Raw genomic sequence first — 11,437 nt, 5'->3', positions numbered from 1 at the left:
CCACTTGTGGGGAGGGGGACCGCGCAGCGGTGGAGGGGCTCTTGACGTCTCACGGCTGCGATGTGGTGAAGAACCCCTCCGTCACGGCGCAAGCGCGCCGCGCCACCTCCCCATTTCATGGGGAGGAGACATGGTGTTTCAGCTTCGGATTCGGTCTCTCGCCCTGTCGGCGATGAACTCGAGCACGTCGCCTAAGTCCACCCGCACCTGTTCGGCGGAGACGCGGATGACCGCAATGCCCTGGGTCGCAAGCCAGCGCGTGCGTCGGGCGTCGTGTCCGCCTCGGCCTTCATGGCTTTCGCCGTCGACCTCGACCGCTAGCATCGCCTCGGCGCAATAGAAGTCGAGCACATAGACGCCCGCCGGATGCTGACGGCGGAATTTCAGCCCACCCAGCGCCCGGCGGCGCAGGTGGACCCACAGTCGGGCTTCGGGCGGGGTCAGGGCGCGACGCAGGATGCGGGCGCGCGAGACGGAGCTTTCGTGCGTCAAGAACCCCTCCACCGCTTCGCGGTCCCCCTCCCCATTTCATGGGGAGGAGACGATGACGTCAAGGTTGTGCGCGCACGTCGCTAGGAAACCGCACACCCCCTCACGCATTGTTACATCCGCAATGGTCAAGGCCGCTCTCACGCGCTAGATCATGCTGCATGTGCGAGCGGGGCCAACCCGCCGGACGATCCGAAAAGCTCAGGGACTGCATGATGACTCAGTGGGTGTACGGCTTCGGCGGAGGCTCCGCCGACGGCGACGCGTCGATGAAGAACCTTCTCGGCGGCAAGGGCGCCAATCTGGCGGAAATGTCGTCGCTGGGTCTGCCGGTTCCCCCGGGCTTCACCGTCACCACTGAGGTCTGCACCCACTATTACGCCAACAACGAGACCTATCCGGCCGATCTGGACGCCCAGGTCCAGGCCGCCTTGGCCAAGGTCGAGGGCGTGGTCGGCAAGACCTTCGGCGATGTCGATAACCCGCTGCTGGTGTCGGTGCGGTCCGGCGCGCGGGCGTCCATGCCGGGTATGATGGACACGGTGCTGAACCTGGGTCTGAACGACCAGACGGTCGAGGGCTTGGCCAAGCTATCGGGCGACCGCCGCTTCGCCTTCGACAGCTATCGCCGCTTCATCACCATGTATTCCAACGTCGTGCTGGGCTTGAGCCACGACGATTTCGAAGAGGTGCTGGACCAGCACAAGGATCGCCTGGGCGTCACGGTCGACACCGACCTGACCGCCGCCGACTGGGAGAAGGTGGTCGCCGACTACAAGGCCGTGGTCGAGCGCGAACTGGGTCACGCCTTCCCGCAGGATCCCAAGGACCAGCTGTGGGGCGCCGTGGGCGCCGTGTTCGAAAGCTGGATGAACGACCGGGCGAAATTCTATCGCCGCATGCACGACATTCCCGAAAGCTGGGGCACGGCCGTCAACGTCCAGTCGATGGTGTTCGGCAATATGGGCGAGACCTCGGCGACCGGCGTGGCCTTCACCCGCAACCCCTCGACCGGCGAGGCGCGCCTGTACGGCGAGTTCCTGATCAACGCCCAGGGCGAGGACGTGGTCGCCGGCATCCGCACGCCGCAGTCCCTGACCAAGATCGGCCGCGAGGAGATGGGCGAGACCGCCCCCTCGATGGAAGAGGCCATGCCCGAGGTGTTCGCCCAGTTCGTCGATGTCGTCGGCAAGCTGGAAAGCCACTACCGCGACATGCAGGACATCGAGTTCACGGTCGAACAGGGCCGTCTGTGGATGCTGCAGACCCGCAACGGCAAGCGCACCGCCAAGTCGGCGCTAAAGGTCGCCGTCGATCTGGCCGCCGAGGGCGTGATCTCTCAGGAAGAGGCCATCAGCCGGGTCGAGCCGTCGGCGCTGGACCAGCTGCTGCACCCGACGCTGGACCCCGATGCGGCGCGCACCGTGGTCGCCGCCGGCCTGCCGGCCTCGCCCGGCGCCGCGACCGGCAAGATCGTCTTCGACGCCGACGAGGCCGAGCGCATGTCGGGTCTGGGCGAAGCGGTCATCCTGGTGCGCGAAGAGACCAGTCCCGAAGATATTCACGGTATGCATGCGGCGCGCGGCATCGTCACCGCCCGAGGGGGCATGACCAGCCACGCCGCCGTCGTGGCGCGCGGCATGGGGCGGGCCTGCGTCTCCGGCGCCGGCGAGATCCACATCGACGAGGCCAAGGGCACCTTCACCGCGCGCGGCCGCACCTTCAAGGCCGGCGAGGTCATCACCATCGACGGCTCCAAGGGCGAAGTGCTGGACGGCGCCGTGCCGATGATCGAGCCCGAACTGACCGGCGACTTCCAGACCCTGATGGGTTGGGCCGACAAGGTGCGCCGCCTGAAGGTTCGCGCCAACGCCGAGACCCCGCTGGACGCCAAGACCGCGCGCGGCTTCGGCGCCGAGGGCATCGGCCTGTGCCGCACCGAGCATATGTTCTTCGACGACACCCGGATCGCCGCCGTGCGCGAGATGATCCTGGCCGACGACGAAAAGGGCCGTCGCGCGGCGCTCGCCAAGATCGCGCCGTTCCAGAAGTCGGACTTCGTCGAACTGTTCGAGATCATGGCCGGCCTGCCGGTGACGGTGCGCCTGCTGGACCCGCCGCTGCACGAGTTCATCCCCCACACCGAGGAAGACATCGACGCCCTGGCCGCCTCGTCCGGCATCGACGCCGAGAAGCTGAAGCGTCGCGCCAAGGAACTGCACGAGACCAACCCGATGCTGGGCCACCGCGGCTGCCGCCTAGGCGTCGCCTATCCTGAAATCTACGAGATGCAGGTCCGCGCCATCATCGAGGCGGCGCTGGAGGTCAAGCAGAAGTCGGGCGCCGCGCCCCTGCCGGAGATCATGCACCCGCTGGTCGCCCTGGGCCTTGAGATGAAATATCTGCGCGAGCTGACCGACCGCACGGCCAAGGCCGTGTTCGAGGAGACGGGCCAGAGCATCGACTATCTGGTCGGCACGATGATCGAACTGCCGCGCGCCGCCATCCGCGCCGGGGATCTGGCCGAATACGCCCAGTTCTTCAGCTTCGGCACCAACGACCTGACCCAGACGACGTTCGGCATTTCGCGCGACGATTCCGGCCGGTTCCTGCAGGCCTATCTGGACAAGGGCATCTTCGAGACCGATCCCTTCGTGCGTCTGGATCAGGACGGCGTGGGCGGCCTGATCGAGATCGCCGCTGAACGCGGCCGCAAGGTCCGGCCCGAGGTCAAGCTGGGCATCTGCGGGGAGCATGGCGGCGACCCGTCGTCGATCGCCTTCTGCGAACAGGCCGGGCTGGATTACGTCTCCTGCTCGCCCTACCGCGTGCCGATCGCCCGTCTGGCGGCGGCCCAGGCCGCGCTGAACGTGGAGCGCGAGAAGGACCGCTAGGCCTTCTCAGCAAGACGAACCGAAGAGGGCGGTCTCGGTCGAGGCCGCCCTTTTTGCTGCGGCGCCACAAAGTCGCCAATCTTGACGGAACGCTGTATGTGTCCCGGCGTCCACAGGCATTCGTCGTGTTTTCGGGCCTCTGGAACAGATGACGCTGTGACCTATTTAAGCACTCGCTGGATGGGGCTGATGATCGGCTCGGTCATCACATCTAGGAGTTAATAAGAAACAATGCGTAACATTCTTCTCGCTGCTGTCGCCGTTTCCGCAATCGCCGCTCCGGCCTTTGCTCAAACTAATCCTGAGCCGCGTGGTTACGGCTCGCTCGGCTACACTCATCTTGAAGGCGACAATGCAACGACGGGCGCTGTCACCGGTCGTTTGGGCGTCAACCTCAACCGTTACATCGCTGTGGAAACTGAAGCCTCGGTCGGCGTGAAGCATGACGACTTCACCGTCGCGGGCGTCGATGGCGAGATCAAACACGAGTGGGACGCCGCCGGCTACGTGGTCGGCAAGGTGCCGGTCTCTGACAAGCTGGAACTGTTCGCACGCGGCGGCTACGGCCACACCGAGCTGAAGCAGAAGTTCCCGGGCGCCAACACCGACGTGGGCGGCGACAGCTGGAACTACGGCGCGGGCGCCAACTACTACCTGGACGGCGTCAACGGCGTCCGCGCCGACTGGACCCGTCGCGACTACCGCGACAACGGTGGTGAAGCCGACGCCTATTCGGTCAGCTACATCCGTCGCTTCTGATCGGATCGGTCAGTCTTAACGACGAAGGCGCGCTCCGAAGGGAGCGCGCCTTTTTCGTTCAGGATGGTGAAATCAGCCGAAGTCGCCGGCCAGGGCCCAACGCTGCGAGCCTTCGCCGAACGGTCGAACGAACCAGTCGCGATAGTATTCGAAGGTCTCGATGATCTTTTGGCGAAGATCGGGCGGGTTGACCGCCTCGCCGCGCTGGCGCTTCATCGCCGCCACGCAATCGACCACCATGTTCTGGTGCGCCGAGCCACCCATGCTCTTCAACACGGTGGCGATATCATGAGCCAAGCTTTCCAGGACCTGCTTGGGCGTCTTGTGAGCCATCTGGGACATCCCCTGTTCTCGACAGGAGAATGCGTGACAAAAAGTCGTGAAAGATTCAAGCGTGGCCGGGCGAGAATCATCATGGATGCGAATTAACCTGACATAACGCGGGTCGCGCGGTTTGGTTCTCTCAAGGGAGAAAACCATGACGAATTTCGATCCGGCGGCCGCGACGGCCCAGTGGCTGGCGACCTTGTCGCCCCAGGAAACGGCCCGCGCCATCGCCTATACCCACGGTTCGCACTGGTTGATCCTATGGAGCTTCCTGGTCTCGGCCCTGGTCGCCTGGATCATCGTGCGCACCGGCCTGCTGGTCGCGATCCGCAGCCGGATCGAACGTCGCCGTCGTCGGCCGATCCTGGCCAGCTTCGCCGTCGCCCTGGTCTATTCGGCCATGAGCTGGGCGCTAACCCTGCCGTGGGCGATCTATCAGGGCTGGTGGCGAGAGAAACAGTATGGACTGACCAGCCAGGCCCTGGGCGGCTGGCTGGGCGAGGCCGTGATCGGCGCAGCGATTTCGGTTGTGGCGACCTCGCTGCTGCTGGTGGCGATCTATGCCCTGATCCGGCGTGCGCGTCGGTTCTGGTGGGCCTGGGCGGCCGGCGTGACGGCGGCCTTCATCGTCATCGGCCTGGTGCTCGCGCCCCTGATGATCGAACCGATCTTCAACACCTATACGCCCGCGCCGAACGGGCCGGTGCGCGACGCCGTCGTGACCCTGGCCAAACAGACGGGTACGCCGTCGGACAAGATTTTTATCTACAACGGCTCCAAACAGTCCGACCGCTACACCGCCAATGTCTCGGGCCTGTTCGGCACGGCGCGGGTGGCGATGAGCGACACCATGTTTAAACAGGGCGCGGATCTGGCCGAGGTGCGCGGCGTGGTCGGCCACGAGATGGGCCACTATGTCCGGGCGCACATTCTCTGGACCGTCGGCATTCTGGTCCTCCTGTCGTTGCTGGCCTTCTGGCTGACAGACCGGCTGTATCCGGTGGCGCATCGTCTGCTGAGGGCGGATCGCGTGGGCGACATCTCCGATCCTGCGGGCCTGCCGGTCCTGGCTCTGGTGCTGGCCTTCCTGGGCGTGCTGGGCACCCCGGTCTTCGCCACCATGACCCGCACGATGGAGGAGGACGCCGACCACTTCTCGCTGGTTCACGCCAATGCGCCGGACGGTCTGTCCAAGGCCCTGATCAAGACCGCCGAATACCGCGCCCCTTCGCCCTCGGCGATCGAGGAGTTCCTGTTCTACGATCACCCCAGCGTGGAGAACCGCATCCGCCGCGCCATGGAATGGAAGGCGACGCATCCAGCCCAAGCCTTGGCCGAGCAACCGACGCGTCCCTAGGGCATTTTAGGCTTCGCCATTCCAAGCGGAGCCTTCGCCCCATGATCGACCTTTATCGCGGCCTCGGCCTGGGCGTTCCGGCCCTGATGGACATCGCGCCCCTGATCGCGCGGGTCGTGGTCGGGGGAATGTTCTTCCTGTCCGGCTTCTACAAGCTGTTCACCCCGGCCCAGGCCGAGAAGATGAGCAAGACGATGGTCGAGGCCGGCATCGCCGCGCCGCGCCAGACCGCGAAGTTTGTTTCTGTGTGCGAGTTCGCCTTCGGCGCCCTGCTGATCATGGGTTTGTTCACCAGCCTGGCGGCCCTGGTGCTGCTGATCATCAGCCTGGTCGCCCTGGTGACGGTGGCGTCAAAGTCGGTGGAGGGGACCAGCCTCGGCTATCGCCTCTCCAGCTATTTCGACCTGCCGGAGACCCTGCTGATGGTCATCCTGATCTGGCTGATCGCCAATGGACCGGGGCTGTGGAGCCTGGACTTCGTCCTGTTCCTGCCCCGGCTTTAGGGCTTCAGGCGGCGCGCTTCCTGACGAATACCGTCCCGGCCGAATAGCCGGCGCCAAAGCTGCAGATCAGCCCCGTATCGCCCGCCTCGAACCCGTCGTTGTGCAGGTGGAAGGCGATGATCGACCCGGCCGAAGAGGTGTTGGCGTATTCGTCCAGGATGATGACGTTCTCGTCCGCCGAGGGCTCACGACCCAGCACCTTCTTGCCGATCATCGTGTTCATGTTGATGTTGGCCTGGTGCAGCCACAGCCGCTTCAGATCGTGCGGATCCAGGCCCAGTTCGCCAGCGTGATCCACGATCATGTCCGACACCATCGGCACAACATCGCGGAAGACCTTGCGGCCCTGCTGGATGAACAGCTTGTCGTTCTGGACGCTGTCGTCGGCCTCCGGGCTGTCCAGATGCGCGGTGTCGCGCGCATTGCGGTTCAGGAAGCCGAAGTTGTTGCGGATATTGTTGGAGAAGGTCGTCTTCAGACGCGTGCCCAGCACGTCCCAGCCGCCCGGTCCCGCCGTGTCTGACGACTCCACGATCACCGCGGTGGCCACGTCGCCGAAGATGAAATGGCTGTCGCGATCGGTGAAGTTCAGGTGGGCCGAACAGACCTCTGGATTGACCATCAGCACCGCCTTGACCGAGCCGCCGGCGATGAAGTCCGCCGCCGTCTTGATGCCGAAGGTCGCCGAGCTGCACGCCACATTCATGTCGAAGGCGAAGCCCTCGATGCCCAAGGCCTGCTGAACCTCGATCGCCATGGCCGGATAGGCGCGCTGCATGTTCGACGCGGCGCACAGGACGGCGCCGATTTCCGAGATCGGCTTGCCCCACGCCTCGATCGCCTGACGCGCCGCCTTGACCGCCATCTCGGCCAGGATCGAGATTTCGTCGTTGGAGCGTTCGGCCAGGTTCGGCGCCATCCGCTCGGGGTCGATGATCCCGGCCTTGTCCAGCACGAACCGGCTCTTGATGCCCGACGCCTTCTCGATGAACTCGGGCGAGGAGTGCGACTTGGCCTCCAGTTCGCCGGCTTCGATCTGGGCGGCGTGGCGGGCGTTCCAGCCGTCGGCCCAGGTATTGTAGCTGTCGACCAGTTCGGCGTTCGAGACCGACTGTTCGGGGGTGAAGAGGCCGGTGGCGGCGATCACTGCATTCGACACTTTTTTGTTCCTATCGCTCGACGCGCGGCGTCTCGCTGCTTGAGGAGTGTGTTCCTATCGCTCGGCCCGCGGGACCTTGCTGCTTGAGGACAGTCCGTTTCCTATCAGAACGCGTCAATAGGACGGCGGCGGCTTGCGGTCGAGACTGGCGATGATGCCGGCGGCCCAGCGCTGCACCTGACCGCGCGGCGCCTTGGGCGTCGGCTGGTCGCGCGCGGCGATCAGCCGGTCCACCAGATCCTCGGCCTCGCAGGGCCAGCCCTCGGGCGTGACATAGAGGGGATAGGCGATCAGGGCGGCGTGGACCAGGTGATCGACGCCGGCGCGGCGGCTGCGGCGCTCGAACGTCAGCCGGTCGTCGGTCAGCCCCCATCCGGCATAGAAGGGCCGGCCATAGACCGACACCGCCTTGCCCCGCATCAGGGCCTCGAACCCGGTCAGGGAGGTCAGGGTCGCCACCCGCCGACAGGCGTTCAGACAGTCGACGATATCCAGCCCGTCGCCCACCGCATCGACCGAGGCCATGGCCCCGGCGTCCAGTCGCCCGGGCCGGTTGCCCGCCAGCACGTCGGGGTGATTGCGATAGACCAGAAAGGCGTCCGGATGGTCGCGCCGCGCCGCCTCCACCAGGGCCGAGTTGGTGTTCAGATCCGGCGCACAGCCCAGCAGGATCGACTTGTCGTTCTCGACCTGACCAACGACCAGCAGGATGTCGCGATCAACAGGCCAGTCCGTCGGCGCCTGACCCCTCAGATTGTATTTCGACAGGCCGGCATCGACCACGCGCGTCCGCAGGGCGGCGGCCCGCGCTAGCTGAACCGGCGATAGGTCCGAGGTTTCGATCAGGGTTTCCAGCCGCGAAGGCCGCGACGGATCGTAATAAACGCCCTGATCGTCCAAGGCGACCGACAAGGCGCCGACGAAATCGGAACCCAGGCCCCGCGAACGGATAAAGCCGTCTTCCATCCGCACGGTCGGGCCGTCAAATGCAGCCGCCGCCTGGCGCGTCGCCTCGCTCTCCTTGCCCGCCCACCAGATCAGCCGCCCATCGCTCTCCTTGGCATGGGCGGCGGCGCGCGACGGCGACATGAAATAGCGCATCGACGCCTTGGGCGAGTTCAGCAGGCGACGCACCGGCGGACGCTTGGCCGGCGCGAACCCCACCGCCGACCACGAACCCGCCAGTCGGTCGGCGCGGTCACGCAGGGCGATCAGCCGCTCCAGCGCCTGCTCGGCCTCGCACCTGTCGCTCGTCACCGGATCGACATAGCGGCTGTAGGCGATCAGGGCGGCCGCCGCGACCTGTTCGATCGACCGCGCGACGCCGCGCCGCCCCGTCTGGACCGCATCGGTCGTCAGACCCCAGCCGGAATAGAAGGGCGCCCCGAAACACCGCACCGGCAGGCCGCGCAACAGGGCCTCGAAGCCCAGGGCCGAGGTGACGCAATAGACCGCATCCACCGCCGCCAGCAGGTCGGCCGGCCGCACGTCCGTATCGACCAGGGTCACGCCGGTCAGGTCCGTCACGCAGCCGCGCTTCCGGCCCGCCGCTACCGCCGGATGTCGTTTGACGATCAGCTGGGCGTCCGGTTCGTCGCGCCGGGCGGCGGCGATCATGTCGTCAAAGCTCTGAGCCGTCGCCAGACCATAGGCGATGGAGGCGTCGCCGAACGTCTGGTCCACGATCAGCACGCGCCGACCGGGCTTCAGCAGGCCCGGATCCAGCGGCCCGCCCATATTGGTCTTGGACACGCCCGAAGCCACGATCCGATCGATCAGCCCGCGCGCCCGCGCAATCATGGCCGCGTCGCACCAGTCGTCTGCCGTCTGGATCAGTTGCTCCAGTCGACTGGGCTGGGTCGCATCATAATAGACGCCCAGATCATCGACGATCAGGCTGAGGCTCGTCGCGCCCGCCTCGCCGATGCCGACCGAACGCAAAAACCCGTCCTCCAGCGCCACATATGGCCGCCCGTTCTTCTCGGCCCACCGTCGCCCCGCCGCCGCCGTCGGCTTCATCCCCCAGCCCAGCACCGCCTGCACACCGTCGCTCGGCAACCGACGCAGGTCGTAGTCGGCCAGAAGCACGTCGAGGAACGGGACCTTCAGGACGCCGGGCGCACAGACCCAGGCCGGGATTTTCCAAGGCGTGTCGGAGGGTAGGGGCAAGGCGGGTCCGCTGAGGTTCGACGCGAGCTTTACGGCGGTTGCGTCGACGCGACTAGGCCCGACGCTTCTGTCTCCTCCCCATTTCATGGGGAGGTGGCGCGGCGCTCTTGCGCCGTGACGGAGGGGCTCTTCAAATCAACACAGGCGTCTGTGGGACTTCCAGAGCCCCTCCACCGCTTCGCGGTCCCCCTCCCCACAAGTGGGGAGGGGGACAGGCGGTCAACCCGCCCGCGCCAGCAAGGCCTTCGCCTGCTCCAGATGCAGCCGCTCGACCATCGCCCCGTTCACGCGGATCGCGCCCCGCCCCTCGGCCTCTGGCGCATCGAAGGCCGCGACGATCGCCCGTGCATCGGCGATCTCGGCTTCGGACGGCAAGAAGGCGGCGTTGGCGGCCGCGATCTGCGACGGGTGGATCAGGCTCTTGCCGTCGAACCCATACAATCGCCCCTGCAATGCCTCGACCGCCAGGCCTTCGGCATCGTCGATCCGGTTGAACACCCCGTCGATCGCCAGCAATCCGTTGGCCCGCGCGGCGGCGACCAGCAGGGCCAGCCAAGGCTTGAACGGCTCGCGATCCGGCGACGCCCCGGTCCCCAGCGCCTTGGCCAGGTCGTTGACCCCCAGCATCAGCCCGTCCAGCGCCCCATCCGACGTGGCGATGTCGGCCAGGGCCATCAGCGCGCGCGGCGTCTCGATCATGGCCCACAGGGCGCAACCCTTGGCCAAGCCGGCGGACAGGGCGTGCACGGCCTGGGGCGTCTCCACCTTGGGCGCGACGACCAGCGTGGCCCCCGCCGCCTTCATCGCCGCCAGATCGTCCAGCCCCCAGTCGGTGTCCAGCCCATTGATCCGCACGCCCAGGCGCGGCCCAAACCCGCCGCCCCGAACCGCCGCGACGGCGGCGTCGCGGGCGTCAGCCTTGGCCTCAGGCGCCACGGCGTCTTCCAGGTCCAGCACGGCGACATCGCAATCCAGTGTCCGCGCCTTCTCGATCGCCCGTGCATTGGAGGCGGGCAGATAAAGGACGCTGCGGACCCGGTCGCTACGCATCAGACGCGGCCCGTCACGGGTACCAGGGCACCGGTCATGGCCCGGCTCTCGGGCGAGGCCAGGAACAGGATCACCGCCGCCAGATCGGCCGGCGCGACCCAGGCCGCCTGGTCGGCGTCGGGCATGTCCTTGCGGTTCGCTGGCGTGTCGATGATCGACGGCAGGACGGCGTTGACCGTCACCTTTGTGGTTTTCAACTCCTCGGCCAGCGCTTGGGTCAGGGCGTGGACCCCGGCCTTGGCCGCCCCGTAGGCCCCCATGCCGGCCCCTGCCTTCAACGCGGCGGCCGAGCCGACGTTTACGATCCGGCCCTCGGGCGAGGCCTTCAGCGCGTCCAGCGCCGCGCGGCTGGTGTTCACGGCGGTGATGACGTTCAGCGCGTGCATCCGGTCCCACGCCGGTTCCGCATCGTCGGTCGTCTGCCAGACGAAGCCGCCGGCGATGTTCAGCAGGGCGTCCAGCCGCCCGAACCGCGCGATCACGGCGTCGACGGCCTTCTGCGCCTGGCCGGCGTCCGTCAGATCGACCCCGCCGACCTCCAGCACGCCGTCGGGCACGGCGTGGCCCGAGGCATGGTCGATGACCGCGACCTGCCAGCCGCCTTTAAGCGCCGCCTCCAGCACCGCCCGGCCCAGGACGCCGTGTCCGCCCGTGATTGCGACTGTCCGCTGCATCATCCGATCCTCCATGTCCCCGGGGACCATAAAGACGGACACGGCCGGATCAACCG

The 11,437-nt window shown here is 66.7% G+C and carries 10 protein-coding genes; 4 read left to right on the top strand and 6 right to left on the bottom strand.

Going from position 1 to position 11,437, the window contains the following annotated elements; all coding sequences use genetic code 11:
* Positions 1-138: 138 nt before the first annotated feature.
* On the bottom strand, positions 139-492 hold the full coding sequence (locus BVE01S_RS01720; RefSeq protein ID WP_066624082.1) for an endonuclease domain-containing protein: 354 nt from the start codon (positions 490-492) through the stop codon (positions 139-141).
* A gap of 209 nt (positions 493-701) precedes the next feature.
* Here BVE01S_RS01720 and ppdK point away from each other — a divergent pair, with 209 nt between their 5' ends.
* On the top strand, positions 702-3,383 hold the full coding sequence (gene ppdK / locus BVE01S_RS01715) for a pyruvate, phosphate dikinase (RefSeq protein WP_088582332.1): 2,682 nt from the start codon (positions 702-704) through the stop codon (positions 3,381-3,383).
* 231 nt (positions 3,384-3,614) lie between these two features.
* A complete protein-coding gene (locus BVE01S_RS01710) occupies positions 3,615-4,142 on the top strand; it encodes a porin family protein (protein ID WP_039244441.1) in 528 nt (175 codons plus the stop codon).
* A gap of 72 nt (positions 4,143-4,214) precedes the next feature.
* Here the strand turns inward: BVE01S_RS01710 and BVE01S_RS01705 are convergent, their stop codons facing one another.
* The gene (locus BVE01S_RS01705) at positions 4,215-4,484 is read right to left on the bottom strand and encodes a hypothetical protein (RefSeq protein ID WP_017504786.1); all 270 of its coding nucleotides are present in this window, start codon (positions 4,482-4,484) and stop codon (positions 4,215-4,217) included.
* Positions 4,485-4,620: 136 nt separating this feature from the next.
* On the opposite strand from BVE01S_RS01705, the gene BVE01S_RS01700 reads away from it, so the two are divergent.
* Both BVE01S_RS01700 and BVE01S_RS01695 read left to right on the top strand, forming a co-directional pair.
* A complete protein-coding gene (locus BVE01S_RS01700; RefSeq protein WP_066623419.1) occupies positions 4,621-5,826 on the top strand; it encodes a M48 family metallopeptidase in 1,206 nt (401 codons plus the stop codon).
* Between the two features lie 41 nt (positions 5,827-5,867).
* Positions 5,868-6,329 (top strand): DoxX family protein, encoded by a 462-nt coding sequence (locus BVE01S_RS01695; RefSeq protein WP_055805915.1) that lies wholly within the window; start codon positions 5,868-5,870, stop codon positions 6,327-6,329.
* Between the two features lie 4 nt (positions 6,330-6,333).
* Here BVE01S_RS01695 and BVE01S_RS01690 read toward each other — a convergent pair whose 3' ends face one another.
* The 4 genes from BVE01S_RS01690 to BVE01S_RS01675 form a co-directional block, all read right to left on the bottom strand.
* A complete protein-coding gene (locus BVE01S_RS01690; protein ID WP_066623417.1) occupies positions 6,334-7,488 on the bottom strand; it encodes a beta-ketoacyl-ACP synthase III in 1,155 nt (384 codons plus the stop codon).
* A 114-nt stretch (positions 7,489-7,602) separates the two neighbouring features.
* The gene (locus BVE01S_RS01685) at positions 7,603-9,657 is read right to left on the bottom strand and encodes a capsule polysaccharide biogenesis protein (protein WP_244878337.1); all 2,055 of its coding nucleotides are present in this window, start codon (positions 9,655-9,657) and stop codon (positions 7,603-7,605) included.
* 219 nt (positions 9,658-9,876) lie between these two features.
* Positions 9,877-10,707: an HpcH/HpaI aldolase/citrate lyase family protein gene (locus BVE01S_RS01680; RefSeq protein ID WP_066623415.1), complete on the bottom strand. Its 831-nt coding sequence runs from the start codon at positions 10,705-10,707 to the stop codon at positions 9,877-9,879.
* Entirely contained in the window at positions 10,707-11,384 is a 678-nt protein-coding gene (locus BVE01S_RS01675) for an SDR family NAD(P)-dependent oxidoreductase (RefSeq protein ID WP_066624075.1), read from the bottom strand. Before BVE01S_RS01675 ends, BVE01S_RS01680 begins: the two co-directional genes overlap by 1 nt.
* Positions 11,385-11,437 lie beyond the last annotated feature (53 nt).

Source organism: Brevundimonas vesicularis NBRC 12165, assembly GCF_001592205.1.
Taxonomy (GTDB): Bacteria; Pseudomonadota; Alphaproteobacteria; order Caulobacterales; family Caulobacteraceae; genus Brevundimonas; species Brevundimonas vesicularis.
This window is presented reverse-complemented; position numbering and strand designations above follow the sequence as displayed.

What these genes read in the sequence shown, in the direction of transcription:
- BVE01S_RS01680 (WP_066623415.1), bottom strand. Translation starts at nt 10,707, where the DNA reads ATGCGTAGCGACCGGGTCCGCAGCGTCCTTTATCTGCCCGCCTCCAAT.
- ppdK (WP_088582332.1), top strand. Translation starts at nt 702, where the DNA reads ATGATGACTCAGTGGGTGTACGGCTTCGGCGGAGGCTCCGCCGACGGC.
- BVE01S_RS01710 (WP_039244441.1), top strand. Translation starts at nt 3,615, where the DNA reads ATGCGTAACATTCTTCTCGCTGCTGTCGCCGTTTCCGCAATCGCCGCT.
- BVE01S_RS01675 (WP_066624075.1), bottom strand. Translation starts at nt 11,384, where the DNA reads ATGATGCAGCGGACAGTCGCAATCACGGGCGGACACGGCGTCCTGGGC.
- BVE01S_RS01700 (WP_066623419.1), top strand. Translation starts at nt 4,621, where the DNA reads ATGACGAATTTCGATCCGGCGGCCGCGACGGCCCAGTGGCTGGCGACC.
- BVE01S_RS01695 (WP_055805915.1), top strand. Translation starts at nt 5,868, where the DNA reads ATGATCGACCTTTATCGCGGCCTCGGCCTGGGCGTTCCGGCCCTGATG.
- BVE01S_RS01705 (WP_017504786.1), bottom strand. Translation starts at nt 4,484, where the DNA reads ATGTCCCAGATGGCTCACAAGACGCCCAAGCAGGTCCTGGAAAGCTTG.